16 protein-coding genes are annotated in these 15,380 nt (G+C 68.6%); 6 read left to right on the top strand and 10 right to left on the bottom strand.

The window, feature by feature from the left end; all coding sequences use genetic code 11:
• Positions 1-130: 130 nt before the first annotated feature.
• From B0293_RS34280 to B0293_RS34290, 3 genes are read right to left on the bottom strand one after another with little or no spacing between them, the layout of a single operon-like run.
• The gene (locus B0293_RS34280) at positions 131-1,324 is read right to left on the bottom strand and encodes a PLP-dependent aminotransferase family protein (protein ID WP_005162450.1); all 1,194 of its coding nucleotides are present in this window, start codon (positions 1,322-1,324) and stop codon (positions 131-133) included.
• Positions 1,321-2,106 (bottom strand): tryptophan 2,3-dioxygenase, encoded by a 786-nt coding sequence (locus B0293_RS34285; protein ID WP_005162451.1) that lies wholly within the window; start codon positions 2,104-2,106, stop codon positions 1,321-1,323. Before B0293_RS34285 ends, B0293_RS34280 begins: the two co-directional genes overlap by 4 nt.
• On the bottom strand, positions 2,103-2,924 hold the full coding sequence (locus tag B0293_RS34290; RefSeq protein ID WP_005162454.1) for a PaaX family transcriptional regulator: 822 nt from the start codon (positions 2,922-2,924) through the stop codon (positions 2,103-2,105). Before B0293_RS34290 ends, B0293_RS34285 begins: the two co-directional genes overlap by 4 nt.
• Positions 2,925-2,972: 48 nt before the next feature.
• Between B0293_RS34290 and B0293_RS34295 the strand changes: the two genes are divergently transcribed.
• From B0293_RS34295 to B0293_RS44460, 5 genes are read left to right on the top strand one after another with little or no spacing between them, the layout of a single operon-like run.
• Positions 2,973-3,698 (top strand): creatininase family protein, encoded by a 726-nt coding sequence (locus B0293_RS34295; protein WP_039919082.1) that lies wholly within the window; start codon positions 2,973-2,975, stop codon positions 3,696-3,698.
• On the top strand, positions 3,695-5,197 hold the full coding sequence (locus tag B0293_RS34300) for a benzoate-CoA ligase family protein (RefSeq protein ID WP_005162458.1): 1,503 nt from the start codon (positions 3,695-3,697) through the stop codon (positions 5,195-5,197). The genes B0293_RS34295 and B0293_RS34300 overlap by 4 nt, the downstream gene beginning before the upstream one ends.
• Positions 5,194-5,886 carry an SDR family NAD(P)-dependent oxidoreductase gene (locus tag B0293_RS34305; RefSeq protein ID WP_005162461.1) on the top strand — a complete coding sequence of 231 codons (693 nt, stop codon included), beginning with the start codon at positions 5,194-5,196 and terminating at the stop codon, positions 5,884-5,886. The genes B0293_RS34300 and B0293_RS34305 overlap by 4 nt, the downstream gene beginning before the upstream one ends.
• On the top strand, positions 5,883-6,710 hold the full coding sequence (locus B0293_RS34310) for an enoyl-CoA hydratase family protein (RefSeq protein ID WP_005162464.1): 828 nt from the start codon (positions 5,883-5,885) through the stop codon (positions 6,708-6,710). Before B0293_RS34305 ends, B0293_RS34310 begins: the two co-directional genes overlap by 4 nt.
• A 58-nt stretch (positions 6,711-6,768) precedes the next feature.
• Positions 6,769-7,230: a hypothetical protein gene (locus tag B0293_RS44460; protein WP_245192016.1), complete on the top strand. Its 462-nt coding sequence runs from the start codon at positions 6,769-6,771 to the stop codon at positions 7,228-7,230.
• A gap of 295 nt (positions 7,231-7,525) precedes the next feature.
• On the opposite strand, the gene B0293_RS34320 is transcribed toward B0293_RS44460, so the two are convergent.
• Complete coding sequence (locus B0293_RS34320; protein WP_039919109.1) at positions 7,526-8,773, bottom strand: HNH endonuclease signature motif containing protein; 1,248 nt, start codon at positions 8,771-8,773, stop codon at positions 7,526-7,528.
• A gap of 355 nt (positions 8,774-9,128) precedes the next feature.
• A complete protein-coding gene (locus tag B0293_RS34325) occupies positions 9,129-10,085 on the bottom strand; it encodes a helix-turn-helix transcriptional regulator (RefSeq protein ID WP_005162472.1) in 957 nt (318 codons plus the stop codon).
• A 61-nt stretch (positions 10,086-10,146) separates the two neighbouring features.
• Between B0293_RS34325 and B0293_RS34330 the strand changes: the two genes are divergently transcribed.
• Positions 10,147-10,617: a VOC family protein gene (locus B0293_RS34330; RefSeq protein WP_005162475.1), complete on the top strand. Its 471-nt coding sequence runs from the start codon at positions 10,147-10,149 to the stop codon at positions 10,615-10,617.
• A 2-nt stretch (positions 10,618-10,619) separates the two neighbouring features.
• Here the strand turns inward: B0293_RS34330 and B0293_RS34335 are convergent, their stop codons facing one another.
• The 5 genes from B0293_RS34335 to B0293_RS34355 all read right to left on the bottom strand — a co-directional run bounded on the left by B0293_RS34335 (position 10,620) and on the right by B0293_RS34355 (position 15,368).
• A complete protein-coding gene (locus tag B0293_RS34335) occupies positions 10,620-11,537 on the bottom strand; it encodes an SMP-30/gluconolactonase/LRE family protein (RefSeq protein WP_005162478.1) in 918 nt (305 codons plus the stop codon).
• A 10-nt stretch (positions 11,538-11,547) separates the two neighbouring features.
• Positions 11,548-12,204 carry a histidine phosphatase family protein gene (locus tag B0293_RS34340; RefSeq protein WP_005162481.1) on the bottom strand — a complete coding sequence of 219 codons (657 nt, stop codon included), beginning with the start codon at positions 12,202-12,204 and terminating at the stop codon, positions 11,548-11,550.
• Complete coding sequence (locus B0293_RS34345; RefSeq protein ID WP_005162483.1) at positions 12,205-13,269, bottom strand: phosphotransferase family protein; 1,065 nt, start codon at positions 13,267-13,269, stop codon at positions 12,205-12,207.
• Entirely contained in the window at positions 13,266-14,018 is a 753-nt protein-coding gene (locus B0293_RS34350; protein ID WP_005162487.1) for an SDR family oxidoreductase, read from the bottom strand. Before B0293_RS34350 ends, B0293_RS34345 begins: the two co-directional genes overlap by 4 nt.
• A gap of 99 nt (positions 14,019-14,117) precedes the next feature.
• Complete coding sequence (locus B0293_RS34355) at positions 14,118-15,368, bottom strand: S8 family peptidase (RefSeq protein WP_005162497.1); 1,251 nt, start codon at positions 15,366-15,368, stop codon at positions 14,118-14,120.
• Positions 15,369-15,380: the final 12 nt, after the last annotated feature.

A 15,380-nucleotide genomic window follows, 5' to 3' on the forward strand; every position in this document is an offset into this window, starting at 1 on the left:
TGCTTGTGGCTCACGTGCGAAGTTCCTGGAACAGGCACAGCCCCCGCACGAAGGTCATCCGGCGGCGACGGTGCCACATCCGCAAACCTAGATCGCCCCGGTCCGTTCGCCAAGCCGGGGGCGAGGAGTCTCAGCCGTTGACGACCTCTCGGAGGATGTGGAGCGCGGAGCCGAGTTGACTGTCCGACAGATACGGCGCCGGGCCGAACCTCAGGTACGCGCCGCGGCTGTCGGTCCGGACGCCGCGTTCGGCGAGGGCGGCTTGCAGCGCACCGGCGTCGGCGCACTTCAGCGACAGGAAGCCGCCGATGCGGTCCAGCGGGGTCTCCCGGTCCCGGGTGATGACGTCTTCGGGCAGGCCGAGCTCGTCGAAGCCCTCGGCGAGGAAACCGACCTGGTGCCGCGACACCTCCCGCAGGAACTCGGGCGTGAGGCCCTGTTCGGCGAAGAACCGGAAGACGCGGGCGCCCCGGTAGTGACTCGTCGGGTCGTAGGTCGCCCCGGCGAACCTGTCCGATCCGGACGCGTAGGCGACCTGACCGGGTCGGCGCTCGTCCGCGAGCGCGCCGAATTCGGCGTACCAGCCGGTGACGACCGGGCGCAGTTCCTGCGCGTGCGCCGGCATCCGCAGGAAGCAGTTGCCCTCGCCGAGCTGGAGGTACTTGTAGCCGCCGCCGAGCACCCAGGCGTTGGTGAGCCCGAGGTCGTGCAGCGAGAACGGGACGACGCCCAGCGCGTGATAGGCGTCGACGACGAGGTTCACCGACTTCGAAAGGCAGACGTCGGCGAGGTGCGCCAGCCCCGGCACGAGCCGGGAGGTCTCGAACAGCACCGCCGAGACGAGCACGGCGGCGGTGTCCTCGGTGACCTCGGCCGCGACGCGTTCGGCCAGCGTGCTGACCGGCGACGCGGGGACGCGAACGACCTCGACACCCTCCTCGGCCAGCCTGCCCAGCTGGCGGCGCAGGGTGTGGAACTCGCCGTCCGTGGTCACCAGCCGCGGGCGACGCGGGAGGTCCATCGCCGACAGGAACCGGATCACCAGATCGTGTGTGCTGGCGCCGAGCGCGATGCCGCCGTGCGGGTCACCGAGCAGCGCCCGGAACCCGGCCCGCATCTCGTCGGCCTTCGCGAACGCGCGGTCCCACTTGGTGTCAACCTCTTCGGCCGCGTCGGCGAAGGCTTCGAGAAGACCTTCCCGCGCGACGTCGGGCCATGCCTGGTGCGAGTGCCCCGTCAACAGGATCCGGTCCGCCACACCGAATTCCGTGTAGTGCGCCGCGAGCGCGTTGGGGTCGCGGCGGAGTTCCTCGAGAGTCGTCACAGCCTGCTCCGCACCGCCCAGAGGTCCGGGAACATCGGGGAGAAAAGCGTCGTACGCAGGTAGTGCGCGCCCGACGAACCCCCCGTCCCGGTCTTGTCTCCGATGGTGCGCTCGACCATCTTCACGTGCCGATACCGCCACTCCTGCATCCCTTCGTCCAGATCGACCAGGTGCTCCGCCACCACTGACGGCCCGGTGTCATCGCGGTAGACCCGCAACAGAACCTCTTGAAGCGCCGGAGAGGGTTCGAGTGGCTTGGTGACATCGCGCCCGGTCGGGACGTCGTACCCCTTCACCGCGAGGTAGGTGGTGAAGGAATCGAACAGCGACGGCCGTGACATCGCGTCCGCGATCTGCGCACGCTGATCACCGCCTTCGGGGTAATGCGCGAACACCCGCTCGTCCCGGCGGCCGAGGACGGCCTCCAGCACGCGGAACTGAGCCGACTGGAACCCGCTCGAAGCGTCGAGTCGCGCGCGGAAACTGGTGAACTGGCTCGGAGTCATCGTCTCGAGCACATCGATCTGCGCGACCACCACCTTGAAGATAGTCAGGATTCGCCTCAGCGTGCGGGTGGCGTGAGCGGTGTTACCCGCTTCGAGTTGCTCCTGCAGGTAAAGCGCCTCGTGGAGAACTTGTTTGAACCAAAGTTCATACACTTGGTGGATCACGATGAAGAGCAGTTCATCGTGTTCGTCGGACCGGGGATGCTGCGCGTCGAGCAATTCGTCCAGCGAAAGGTAGGACGTGTAACTCAATGCGGCCTGGGTGTCGTCGTTCATGATTCTGTCACTCCATCGAAATGGCGCTGGGACGCCGGGGCCAGCGCCTGGTAAAGATCGTGGAAAAGCTCGACCGCGGCCGCCCGGCTCGGCGGAGCGGGCACCAGCTCGACCGGGAGTTCCGGATCGAGCGACGGGAAGGCGCGGAAGGTGTGCGTCAGCCAGGTTCGGACCTGGAACGCCTCGGCGTCAGGCAGGTCGCCTGAATATCCGCCGAAATCTCGGACGAACGCGTCGTAACGCGCGGCGAGGCCGTCGAGGTTCCAGGCCCGGCCGGCGAACCGCCGGACGTCGAGCGCGGCCGACGGTCTGCCGAGCATCAGCCCGGCGTGTTCGGAGACGTCGAGTTCGGCCAGCAGGGCGAGCACCTCGGCCTCGCGGTCGTGCGGGGCGATCCAGGTGCCGTCCTGCACCGGGCCGAAACCGAGGAAGCGCAGCCGTCGCACGAGCCGTTCCCGCGCCTGGCGGCGGCTTTCCGGGATGCTCTGCCACAGCACCGTCCACTCCCCGACCTCGCGTTCGCGGCGGCCGAGGGAGAAGATCCGGCGGTCGCCGTCCTCCAGCAGGGCGATCGTGCGGCGGGTCAGCGAGTAGTGGACGAGCCTGCCCGCCTTGTGCCTCGCGAGCAGGTCGCGGCGGGCGAGCCGGGCCAGCGCGATCCGCGCGGCGCCGTCGGAGAAGCCGAGCCCGGCGAGCACGGCGACCAGGCCGCCGGACCAGACACGGCGGCTCTCGCGCGGCGACACGTAGGTGCCGAGCAGCGTCATCACCAGCTCTTGGGGAGCCGGGTCGCCGTGGGGCGTGGCGGATTCGGGCATGCGCGCAACTCTATACACCTCAGGCCGCTGCGGTGTAGCTTGATTCGAGTGACGTACTTCGCGGATTTGAGCTCGCCTCAGGTGGCCGCACTCGCGTCCGACGCGCGCGTTCCCGTGCTGCTCCTGCCGGTGGGCGCCGTCGAACCGCACGGGCCGCACGCGCCGCTGGGCACCGATCCCCTGATCTCACGCGGGATGTGCGAACGCGCCGCCGCGCGGCTGGCCGGCGATCCCGGCGTTCGCGTCCTGATCCTGCCCGAGGTGCCCTACGGCGTGACCCGGTTCGCGGCCGGGTTCGCGGGCGGGATCTCGATCGGCGAGGAGACGCTGCACGCGCTGCTCACCGACATCTGCGGCGCGCTCGCCGAGCAGGGATTCACCCGGATCCTGCTGGTCAACAATCATTTCGAACCCGCGCAGCTGGCGGTGCTGCGGCGGGTGGCGGAGACCGCGGGCGTCGGCTTCGTCGACCTGGTCCGCCGCCGGTACGCGGCCCGGCTCACCGACGAGTTCCGCTCCGGTGAGTGCCACGCCGGGCAGTACGAGACGTCGCTGGTGCTCGCCGACCGGCCGGAACTCGTCGACGCCGCCGTCCAGCGCGACCTGCCCGCGGTCCACGTCGACCTTGCGCGCGGCGGGGTCACGGACTTCACCTCGGCCGGGATGACCGAGGCCTACTGCGGGACCCCCGCCCAGGCGACCGCGGAGGAAGGCGAGAAGACCTTCTCGGTGCTCACCGACATCCTGGTCGAAGCGATCCGGGAGCTGGCATGACCTTCAATCTGGCGACCCATTTCGTCGACCGCCTCCCCGGCGAGCGCACGGCGTTGCTGTGCGGCGACGAGGAAGTCACGTACGCGGACCTGGCCGCGCTGGTGAACCGCGCCGGGAACGTGCTGCGCGACCTCGGTGTCCGAAGTGGACAGCGAGTCTTGCTGGCGCTGAACGACAGCGTCGAGTTCGTGGCCGTCTGGTACGCGGCGCAGAAGATCGGCGCGGTCACCGCCGAGGTCTATTCGTTCCTGCAGCCCAAGGATTACGCGTACTACTTGAAGTACACCGAGGCCGTCGTCGTCATCGCGGACGGCTCGACCCTGCCCGCGCTGCGCGAGGCCGGGGCGCGGAACCTGCTGGTGGTCGGCGACGTCGACCTGGCGCCCGGTGAACACTCGTTCACGTCGCTGGTGGCGTCGGCGGCCGCCGAACTGGAGGCCGCGCCGACCACTTTGGACGACGTCGCGATCTGGAAGTTCACCACCGGGAGCACCGGATCCCCCAAGGCCTGCGTGCATCCGGCACGCAGCGCGCTGGAAAGCTTCGACCGGTACGCGCTCGGTGTCCTCGGTCTCCGCGAAGACGACCGCGTGCTCGCCGTGCCGAAGCTGTTCTTCGGCTACGCGCGGGATCTGACCGCGTTGTTCCCGTTCGGCGTCGGCGCGTCCGGGATCGTGTTCCCGCAGCGCAGCACCGCCGACCTGCTCTTCTCGCTGATCGAGCGCTACCGGCCGACGGTCCTGGTCAACGTGCCGACCATGATGAGCGCGATGATCGCCCATCCTTCGGCGGCGGAAGTGGACATGAGTTCGCTGCGGCTGGCGACGTCGGCGGGCGAGGCGTTGCCTTCCGAGCTGCATCGCAAATGGGACAGCCTGTTCGGTGTCCCGGTGATCGACGGCATCGGGTCGTCCGAGGCGTACCACATCTATCTGTCCAATGTGCCCGGTGCGCAGCGGGTCGGCAGTCTCGGCCGCGAGGTCCCCGGCTACACCGCGCGGATCCTGGACGAGAGCGGCGATCCGTTGCCGGACGGCGAGATCGGCACGCTGGAGGTCACCGGCCCGACCGTCGCGCGCGAGTACTACGGCGACGCGGAGAAGACCGCGCGGACGTTCCACGGCGACACCCTGCGCACCGGCGACCTGTTCAGCCGCGACACCGACGGCTTCTTCCACCATCACGGCCGCGCCGACGACCTGCTGAAGGTGTCCGGTGTGTTCGTCGCGCCGAGCGAGATCGAAGACTGCCTCATCGGCCATCCCGCCGTCGTCGACTGCGCGGTGCTGGGCGCGACCGTCGACGGTCTGGTGGTCCCGCGCGCCTGCGTCGTGCTGGCGGAGGGCGCTTCGGTGACCGCCGAAGAACTGAAGGATCACGCGCGGGCGCATCTGGCGAAGCACAAGTATCCGCGCGAGGTGGTGTTCGTGACCGAACTCCCCCGCACCGCCAACGGAAAGCTCGATCGGCGCGCCTTGCGCCGGGTGGAGGCAGAGTGAGCAGGATCGTCGTCGTCACCGGCGGGACACGCGGGATCGGCGCGGCCATCGCCGCCCGGTTCCAGGCCGCCGGGGACAAGGTGCACGCCCCGGGACGGGCCGACTGCGACGTCACCGACGAGGACGCCGTCGCGCGGTACTTCGACGGTCTCGGCCCGGTGGACGTGCTGGTGAACAACGCCGGGATCTCCGCGAGCGCGCCGCTGGCGAAGACGTCGCTGGAGCAGTGGCGGACCCAGATCGAGGTCAACGCGACCGGCGCTTTCCTGTGTACACGGGCGGTTCTGCCCGGCATGCGATCGCGGGACACCGGCAGGATCGTCACCGTCGCCTCGACGGCGTCGCACATCGGCTACCGCTACACGGCCGGATACACCGCGTCGAAACACGCCGCCGTCGGCCTGATGCGCGCGACCGCCGCCGAGGTCGTCGGCACCGGCGTCACCGCGAACGCCGTCTGCCCGGCCTTCGTGCGCACCGACATGACGGCCGCCTCGGTGGCCCGGATCCAGGAACGGACCGGTCGCGACGAGGCAGGTGCGGAAGCCGCCCTCGCCGCCGCGTCCCCGCTCGGGCGCCTGCTCGAACCCGACGAGGTCGCCCACGCGGTGACCTTCTTCGCCGCGGCCGAAGCCGCCGCGATCAACGGACAGACACTCGTCCTCGATGGAGGTGGGATCCAGTCATGAGCCCGTTCCGCGCCACGCCGCCGATCACGGCGAAGTGGGAACATTTCGAGTTCACTGTGGACGATGGTGTCGCCACGGTCACCTTGGACCGCCCCGAAAAGCTGAATGCGCTCACCTTCGACATCTACGCGGACCTCCGCGACCTCCTGGCCGAATTGCCGCACCGCGGCGATGTCCGGGTACTGGTCATCACCGGCCGCGGGCGCGGATTCTGCTCCGGCGGCGACGTCGAGGAGATCATCGGCGAACTCCAGAAAATGGACTCCGCGGAACTGCTCGAATTCACCCGCATGACCGGCGCGGTGGTGAAGGCGCTGCGGGAATGCCCCATCCCGGTGATCGCCGCGGTGAACGGTGTCGCGGCGGGCGCCGGTTCCGTGATCGCGCTGGCCAGCGACTTCCGGTTGCTGGCGTCGTCGGCGAAGTTCGCTTTCCTCTTCACGAAGGTCGGCCTGGCGGGCGCGGACATGGGCTCGGCCTACCTGCTGCCGCGGCTGGTCGGCCTGGGCCGGGCGACGGAACTGCTGATGCTGGGCGACAAGATCGACGCCGCTCGGGCCGAGGCCATCGGGCTGGCTTCCCAGGTCGTCCCGGATTCCTCGCTGCTGTCTGAGGCTACTTCGTTGGCACGGCGGTTGGCCGACGGTCCGGCGCTGGCGTACGGGACGACGAAGGTGCTGCTGACGCGCGAACTGGACATGGACCTGGGTAGTTCCATCGAACTCGAAGCGATCACACAGGCCTTGCTGATGACCGCCAAGGACCATGGGGAGTTTTACGCGGCCTGGACGGCCGGGCGGTCGCCGCGCTGGACCGGCCGATGACCTGATCCCCACGTCCGATCGGCGGTTCCGGCCGCTGACCGGGTTTCGCCATACTCCGGTGAGCGGCGCACTCGGGCGAATCGGGGAGGGGTTCACGTGGTGCGGGGAATCCAGCGTCGCCGGACTCCCGGGTCAGGCGCTGCGCTGGGCCCCGGACGGCACCGTGACCGTGCTGCCGCCCCTGCCCGGCGGGCAATGGACGAACCGGACGCACCGGACCAAGGCCAACGGCATCAACGCCCGCGGCGACATCGTGGGCTTGTCCGACAACGGCGACGGCCAATTGCGCGCGGTGCGCTGGCTCGCCGCCACCGACCGGCCGCAGGAGACCGTCCCGAGCGCCACGTTCGAGACGGTGACCGTCCCGGGCGTGGCGCTCGAGACACGACCGACGTCCCGCAATCAGTCCTCTAAATGCGGTGACCAGAAGCCTCCAGCAACCGGTCGGATAGGACGCGGCACCGGTCCCCCAGTAACCGATCCCGCGCATGGTGGTCGTGAGTGTTTTGGGTCGTTCTAACGACACTTTTCACTCACGACCCACCTGACCGAGGCGGTGGTTTCGCGTGGCTGGTCGGACGGCACATGCGCGCAGCCGGGTCCTGTCCCTCCGATCACGAGTGTCGTCCGTCTGATCACGAGTGTCGTCCCTTCCGTCACGCGAAACCGCCCGTCCGTAGGTGCCTAAGACACGGTTGGCCCTAACGACCCAAAACACTCACGACCCACTTGACCGAGGCGGCGGTTGAGCTTCTGTGCGGTCTGTGGGCATGCCGAGGGGCCCGTCGCCGGTGCTGGCTGGCGGGCTCCCCGGGTCATGCGTGGGTGTTGCGCCGGGATCTTCGTAGCGGGTCCAGATACTGGGGTGGGATGAACTCCGGGAGCCCGTCGGCCGCCATGCGGACTTGCCAATCGCCATGGTGGATCAGCCGGTGATGGAAGGAACAGAGGAGCACGAGGTTGCGGAGGTCTGTGGGTCCGCCGTCTGCCCAGTGCTGAATGTGGTGGGCGTGACAATTCTTGGGTCTTCGATGACACCCGGGGAACGCGCAGCCACGATCGCGGATGTTGAGCGCTCGGCGTTGGCCTGGGGTGACGAACCGTCTCAGGCGCCCCACGTCGAGAGGTTCCCCGGCGGCGTTGAGCACGACCGGGAGCATCAGGCAGTCGCAGGCGGCCATCCGTGCTTCGCGGGCGGTCATCGTTCCGACGAAGTCCAGGCAGGCTTTCCCGATCCCGGTCTTCAGCTCTTCCAGGCCGATGGTGACGTGCACCAAGGTCCGATACCCGCTCGTCCCGGGTTGATCCGGGCACGCGATGGCCAGATCGAGCAACTCGGCCCACGCATCGCCCTGGCGTTCGCATTTCATGCGCAGATCGGCCTGGCCGAACTCATCGACCGGGCGAGGTTTCGCATAGGCCTCGAGTGCGGCGGCGGTCCGGGCACCGAGCTCGTCATCGAGCAAACCGGTCAGCTTCCAGAACCCGTCCCGACGGCGCTCCAGGGTGACCTCGCGACGCGGCTGCTTCGGCTCTGGGTCCTTGGGTTCGTTGCCGTCGGGGTCGAGCCAGGCGAGAAGGTTCGCCTCCGCGTCCGCCAACTGTCGGGGACCCGCCTCCCGGGCCAGGTTGCCGAGGATCTTCTCCGCACTCTCCCGATCCTCAACCGACGCGTCAGCAGGAAGTTTCGCGAGAATCTCCAGGATCTGCTGGATCCGCTCAGCCCCGACCAGCCCTTCGGCGGCCGCAGCCGCGGTGGTGGGTGCGGCAGCCGGAACCCCACTCCCATCGAGAGCGCGGGTCGGATTCAATGCGATCGCCTGATTCACCACCGGCCGCGCTTCCTTGAAGGAAAGCCCTGCCACATCGGCAAACCACGTGATCGTGCTGCCATAGCCGAACAAATCTTTCGCGCCCCGCGACTCCACCTCCGCCAGGTATCGCCCCAGCCCGGCGGACGCCACCCGCATCACCTGTAAGAACTGCTGCACGCCATGGGCAAGCTCCAGCTTGCCTGCACGCCACAACTCCTGCGGGAGTTCAGGGAGGAAGGTCTCGGACACCTCTCCAGAATACACCTGAAAATCGAACACGTGTTCGTAATTTTAAGTCACCACAAACCCCGCGCATTCGCCACTTTCGAGTGACACCGCAATTAGTCCTCTAAATGCTTCACGCGAGCGTGGTGTGGTTACGGGAGACCGTCCCGAGCGCCGCGTCCGAGACGGTGAGCGTCCTTGGCAGGACGCTCGGGACCCGGCATCCTCACCACATTTAGTCGACTAATTGCGTGTCGCCACTCACACCCCCATAGCAAAGGCCCGAGTTCTCTCGCAACGCTCCGCGCGCCGCAATTAGTCCTCTAAATGCTTCACGCGAGCGTAGCGGGGCGCTCGAGACACGACCGACGTCCCGCAATTAGTCCTCTAAATGCGGTGAGCCAGAGGCCTTCAGCAACCGGTCGGCCAGGACCCGGCACCGCTCCCCCAGCTCCACCGGCTCGATCACCTCGAACGAATGTCCCAGCAACACCACATGCATCAGCAGGAAATCCAGCTCCCCGGCCCCGCTCAAAACCTCGCACCGCGAACGTCCACGCGAGCGAACCACCGCCGCCGAGGCCGGAATCTGCGCCCGCACGACCGAAGCGGGCGCGTGCACCAGAAAACGCGCCTGATGCCGATAGACACGGCTGGCCACGTTCTCCTGGACATAGGCCGCCGCGTCGGGCGCGGGACGCGGACGGAAACGCCACGACCGCGCGGAAACCTCGGTCATCTTGTCGACGCGGAAAGTGCGCCAGTCGTCGCGGTCGAGGTCGAAAGCCAACAAATACCAGCGCGGTCCAGAGGCGACCAAGCGGTACGGCTCGACCCTGCGCAGCGAGAAGCCGGAAGAGGACGGATACGAGAAGCCCGCTTCGACCTCGTCGCGGCAAGCGCGGGCCAGCGTCATGAGTACGTCGGGGTCGATCGGCGCGCGGCTGCCGTCGAAGGCGACCACCGAGCCGGACAGCGCGCGCACCTCGTGCCGCAGCCTGGCCGGGAGTACCCGGTCGAGTTTCGTCAGCGCCCGGAGCGTGGCCTCACCGCTGCCCGCGCCGGCGAGCAGCGAGACCGCGGTGGCGATCGCCTCCTCGTCGTCCAGCAACAGTGGCGGCATGTCGTGGCCGGGGCCGAGCTGGTAGCCGCCACCGACGCCGTTGCCGGCCTGCACCGGATAGCCGAGCGCGCGCAGCCGCTCGACGTCGCGCCGGATCGTGCGCGGGGTGACGCCGAGGCGGGCACCCAACTCTGGTCCGGTCCACAACGCGCGCTGCTGGAGCAGCCCGAGCAGGGTGAGCACCCGCTCGGTCGTACCCCGCTCGTCCTTCATACCTTCAGACTGCCAGAGATAGCGGACCGATCCTGTCCGCTAGGTGTGTCAGGGTGGCCCCATGAACCGCAAGAGCCGCGAATTCCAGGTCAGCTTCGACGCCCGCGACCCGAAGGCCCTGTCCATCTTCTGGCGCGACGCCCTGGGCTACGTCCACCCCGGCCCGCCCGGGGTCGAGGTCCCCGAGGGCACCGACCCGCTGGACGCTTGGGACGAGTTCCTCGAGCGCGTCGGCGTTCCCGAAGATCAGCGCAACACCCGCTCCGCCCTCGAAGACCCGGACGGCGTGGGGCCGAGGATCTTCTTCCAGCAGGTACCGGAGGACAAGATCGCCAAGAACCGCGTCCACCTCGACATCCGTGCCGCACCCGGCCTCGAAGGAGACGAGCGCATGGCGGCGTTCGAAGTCGAATGCGAACGGCTCGTCGCCCTGGGCGCGAAGCGAGTGAAGCGCTTCGAGCCCGAGCAGCCGCTGAGCCTCGGATTCATCGTGATGCAGGACCCCGAGGGCAACGAGTTCTGTATCGACTGAGCCTAGACTGACGTGACGGCGATCGCGTTGTCCTCCAGGGAACCGAAGTAGAGGTTCCCGGCCCGCTCGCGGACCCCGACGAGCACGTGGAACCCGTCGATCTCCCCGCGCAGTTCGTGGACCTGCTTGCCGTCCGGGGTCACCCCGCGCACGCCGCATTCGCGCGCGGGCGCGGGCTGCAGGGCCGTCGGCAGCGCCCGGACACCGGCCCGCAGCGGCGCGGGGAGCTTCTGCACCAAGGAAAGCGCGGGCACCTTCGGGCTGGCCACGGTGATCCAGATCAGCCCGTCGCTGCCGGTCGAGATGTTGTCGGGGTAGCCCCACAGATCGTCGACGAGATAGTCCCGCGTGCCCGCCTTCTCGCCCGTGAGCCACACGCGCGAGACCCGGTAGGCACCGGTCTCGGCAACGGCCACATAGGACTCGTCGGGCGGGAGCGCGACGCCGTTGGCGAACTGGAAACCGTCGGCGAGCTGGTCGATCTTCCCGTCAGGGGTCCGGCGCAGCAACCGGCCGCCGCCGGTCTGCTCGATCAGGTCGTCGCGCCACTTCTCGATGCCGAAACGCCGTGACGAGTCGGTGAAGTACACGGTCCCGTCGGCGGCCACGGCCGCGTTGTTGCAGAACACGAAGTCCAGCCCGACCGCCGACGTCGCCAGCGTGGTCATCGCACCGCCCGCGAGCGGCATCGTCAAAAGCCCGGCCTTGGCGTCGCAGATCAGGAGGTCGTCACCGAAGAACTCCAGCCCCAGCGGCCGGCCGCCGGTGTCGCCGAGGACGTCGATGCGCTTGCCGTCCGGAGAGAGCCGCAGGATCCGCCCGTCGTCGACACCGGTGTAGATCCGCCCCTGGTCGTCGACCACGACGTCCTCGGGGCCGTGCCCGTTGACCGGGATGACCGTGACCTCGCCGAACGCCATCGCGTGTCTCCTAGCGGTAGGTGAGCAGTTTCGCGGCTTCCGCCTCGAAATGCGGATGTTCGTTGAACGACAACAAGGTCACCCCGCCGCGGCCGGACACCAGTTTCGTGATGCCCGCGTTGACGGTGACCCGGTTCAGCTTCAGCAGTCCCGCTTCGGGCGTGCCCATGAGCGCACCGCAGACCGTCGCGATCACGCCGCCGGAGCTGAAGACGACGGCGTGCTCGCCCTTGCCCAGCGACGCCACGACATCCGCCAGCGCGCCTCTGACCCGGTCCAAGAACCGAGGCCAGGTCTCGGCGCACGGACCGGAAGCTCCCGCCTCGACCCAGGCGCTCAAGGCACCGTCCAAAGCGGACTGATACGCCCGTGAATCGTTCTGTCGCGCACCATCCGCGTGATGCTTCGCGATGTCGACGTGGTCGTACTCGTTCCAGCGCTCGTCCTCGACGACGGCGATCCCGGAGCCGAGCACCTTCAACGCCGTCGCGGCCGTGTCCCGTTGACGGGCAAGGGAACCCGCTCGCGCTTGAGTGAAGTCGACGCCGCGTCGCAGCAGTTCCTCACCGACCACAGTGGACTGTTCGAAGCCGCGCGGCGAGAGCTGGTCGTAGTTCTCCGCGCCGAACGACGCCTGCCCGTGCCGGACCAGGTAGATCGCGCCCATCTACGCCCGCCCTTCCGCGATGATCCGGCGGCAGCGCCCGTCCAGATAGCCGACGAACCGCCAGAGATCCTTCAGCGCCGGCTTGGTCGTCTGTCCCGCGTGGAACCGGTAGTAGATCTGCTGGATCACCACCGCGAGCCGGAACAGGCCGTACACCTCGTAGAACGTCCAGTCGCCGATCGCGAGACCGGATCGCTCCGCGTACCGCCGGACGAATTCCTCGCGCGTGTACATCCCCGGCACGTGCGTCGGCTGACGGCGGCTGAGCTTCATGACGTCGTCATCGTCGTCCTGCACCCAGTACGCGAGGGTGCTGCCGAGTTCCATCAGCGGATCGCCGAGGGTGGCCATCTCCCAGTCGAGGACGCCGATGATGCCGAGGTCGTCGTCGAGCACCAGGTTGTCGAGCCGGTAGTCGTTGTGGATCAGGCAGATCTTGACCTCGGACGGCTGGTTCTCCTTCAGCCACGCCATCACCTCGGCGCAGTCCGGGACGTTCTCCGTGCGCGCCTTGAGGAACCGCTCCGACCAGCCGCGCACCTGCCGCTCGACGTACCCGGCTCCCTTGCCGAGGTCGGCCAGCCCGGCGGCTTCGACGTCGACGGCGTGCAGCTCCACCAGCCTGTCGACGACCTTGCCGCACAGCTCGCGCGCGCTCTCCGGCGGCAACGCGAAACCGGCGGGCAGGTCTCCGCGCAGGATCAGGCCTTCGAGGCGTTCCATCACGTAGAAGTCGCCGCCGAGCACGGATTCGTCGTCACAGAAGGCGAGGACCTCGGGCACGTAGGGGAAGACCGGCCGCAACGCCTGCTGGACCCGGAACTCGCGGCGCATGTCGTGCGCGGACGCCGCCTTGTGCCCCAGCGGCGGGCGACGAAGGATCAGCTCCCGGTCCGGATAGGTCAGCAGGTACGTGAGATTCGAGGCACCGCCGGGGAACTGGCGGACCTCAGGCGGCACGTCGCCGAGTCCGGGCACCCGTCCGGCCAGCCAGGCGTGCACCGCGGCGGGGTCGAACGCGTCCTCGCCGCGTACCTCGACGGTCTTGTCCGCGGCCAGGGTCACCCGAACTTCCTCAACACCGACACCGGCACGAACCGGAACACCTTCGCGAGCAGGCTCCACGGCCACGACGGCACGAACGCCTTCGCCTTCTCGGTTTCGATCGCCTTGACCAGCGCCTGCGCGCCCGCCTCCGCCTTGGTGGCGAGCGGGATCTTCGAGATGTCCACGTTCATTTCCGACTCGATGAAGCCGGGCAGCAGCTGGGTGACCTTGATCGGCGTCTTCATCAGCTCGATCCGGGTGCCCTCGGTCAGCGCCGAGACGCCCGCCTTGGAGGCGGCGTACGCGGTCAGATTGCCGGGGAAGGCGCGAAGTGCGGAGAAAGAGGAGACCACGACGAGGTGGCCTTCCTTCTGCTTGCGGAAGATGCCGACGGCGGCCTCGATCTGGGCGGCCGCGGCGAGGAAGTTCGTCTGGAGGGTCTGGCGGTTGGCGTCGAACCGGCCGGAGCCGATCGGCTGCCCCTTGCCGAGGCCCGCGTTCACGATCACGCGGTCGAGGGAGCCGAGCTCTTCACGGAACTCCTCGAAGACGGTGAAGACCTGGTCGTGGTCGTTCACGTCCAGCTTCCGGGTGACCACGGTGATGCCGGGATACGCCTTCTTGAGTTCGGCGGCGAGGGCGTCGAGCCGGTCGACACGGCGGGCGGCCAGCGCCAGATTGCGGCCTCTGGCGGCGTACTGCCTGGCCATTCCCTCGCCGAGTCCGGAGCTCGCCCCGGTGATCAGGATGTTCTTCCGCAGGACCATGGCTGGAGCTTACCGGTTGGTAACAAGTCCGGCGCCCCTCGGACGGATGGCTGCCCCCGGCGCCTGGAGTTCGCCGGGGGCAGCCTGTCCGATAGGGCTTTACTTCACCTGGAGCAGCTTGTTCGCGGTGCCCCCGGTCGGGTTGCTGATCTTGCCGTCGGCAGCCGCCGCGACCAGGCCTTCGGAGACCTGGGCCGGGGTGGCGTCAGGGTGAGCCGAGAGGTACAGCGCGGCAGCGCCGGCGACGTGCGGCGAAGCCATCGAGGTGCCGCTGATGGTGTTCGTGGCGTCGTCACCGGTGCCCCACGACGACGTGATGTCGACACCCGGGGCGTACAGGTCCACGACCGAACCGTAGTTCGAGAAGCTGGCCTGCTTGTCGGTCTTGTCGCTGGCGGCCACCGTGATGGCCTCCTTGACGCGGGCCGGGGAGGTGGTGCCGGCGTCGGAGGACTCGTTGCCCGCCGCGAGCGCGAAGGTCACGCCCTTGCCGATGGCCCCGCGAACCGCCTCGTCCAGAGCGTCGTCCGCGCCACCGCCCAGGCTCATGTTGGCGACCGACGGGGCCTTGGCGTTCGCCGCGACCCAGTCGACACCGGCGACGACACCCTCGGTGGTGCCGCTGCCGTTGGCGTCCAGCACGCGGACGCCGACGATCTTGACGCCCTTGGCCAGGCCGTGCTCCGTGCCGCCGATGGTGCCGGCGACGTGCGTGCCGTGACCGTGCTCGTCCTGGGGGGTGTCGTCGTTGTCGATGAAGTCCTTGCCGCCGGTCGCGCGGTCACCGAAGTCCTTGTGCGAACCGCGAACGCCGGTGTCGATGACGTAGGCGGTGACGTTGTCGGCCTTCGTCGGGTAGGTGTACTTGTCGTCGAGCGGCAGGTCCGCCTGGTCGACGCGGTCCAGGCCCCACGACGGCGGGTTGTCCTGGGTCTCGCTGATCTTGAACGTCTTGTTCTGGACGACGTACGCGACCTGCGGGTCGGCGGCGAGCCGCTTGGCGGCGGCCTCGTCGGCCTTGATCGAGAAGCCGTTCAGCGCCGAGCCGAACGTGCGGGACAGCGTGGTGCCGTACTGACCGGTGAGGCCCTGCGCCTTCGAGGCGACGTTCGCGGTGACCTCGCTCGCCGCGGCCACGCCCTGGCCGACCGCGGTGGGCTTGAGGACGACGATGTAGCTGCCGCCGACCGCGTTGGCCACCCCCGCGTCGCGGATCTCGCCCTGCTGGTCGGCGTTGGCCGCACCCGCGCCGAACGTGGCGACAGCCGCGGTCACACCGGCGAGCGCGACGCCCGCCACGAGGCCGCTACGGGTCTTTCGGGACTTCAGGTTCTTCCGGGACTTGCTCACTGGTTCCCTTCC

Origin of the sequence: Amycolatopsis azurea DSM 43854 (genome assembly GCF_001995215.1) — a bacterium.
Taxonomy (GTDB): Bacteria; Actinomycetota; Actinomycetes; order Mycobacteriales; family Pseudonocardiaceae; genus Amycolatopsis; species Amycolatopsis azurea.

Excerpts from the sequence above, each read along its gene's own strand:
- B0293_RS34300 (WP_005162458.1), top strand. The coding sequence starts at position 3,695 with ATGACCTTCAATCTGGCGACCCATTTCGTCGACCGCCTCCCCGGCGAG.
- B0293_RS34350 (WP_005162487.1), bottom strand. The coding sequence starts at position 14,018 with ATGGTCCTGCGGAAGAACATCCTGATCACCGGGGCGAGCTCCGGACTC.
- B0293_RS34335 (WP_005162478.1), bottom strand. The coding sequence starts at position 11,537 with ATGGCGTTCGGCGAGGTCACGGTCATCCCGGTCAACGGGCACGGCCCC.
- B0293_RS34325 (WP_005162472.1), bottom strand. The coding sequence starts at position 10,085 with ATGAAGGACGAGCGGGGTACGACCGAGCGGGTGCTCACCCTGCTCGGG.
- B0293_RS34290 (WP_005162454.1), bottom strand. The coding sequence starts at position 2,924 with ATGCCCGAATCCGCCACGCCCCACGGCGACCCGGCTCCCCAAGAGCTG.
- B0293_RS34285 (WP_005162451.1), bottom strand. The coding sequence starts at position 2,106 with ATGAACGACGACACCCAGGCCGCATTGAGTTACACGTCCTACCTTTCG.
- B0293_RS34310 (WP_005162464.1), top strand. The coding sequence starts at position 5,883 with ATGAGCCCGTTCCGCGCCACGCCGCCGATCACGGCGAAGTGGGAACAT.
- B0293_RS34340 (WP_005162481.1), bottom strand. The coding sequence starts at position 12,204 with ATGGGCGCGATCTACCTGGTCCGGCACGGGCAGGCGTCGTTCGGCGCG.
- B0293_RS34330 (WP_005162475.1), top strand. The coding sequence starts at position 10,147 with ATGAACCGCAAGAGCCGCGAATTCCAGGTCAGCTTCGACGCCCGCGAC.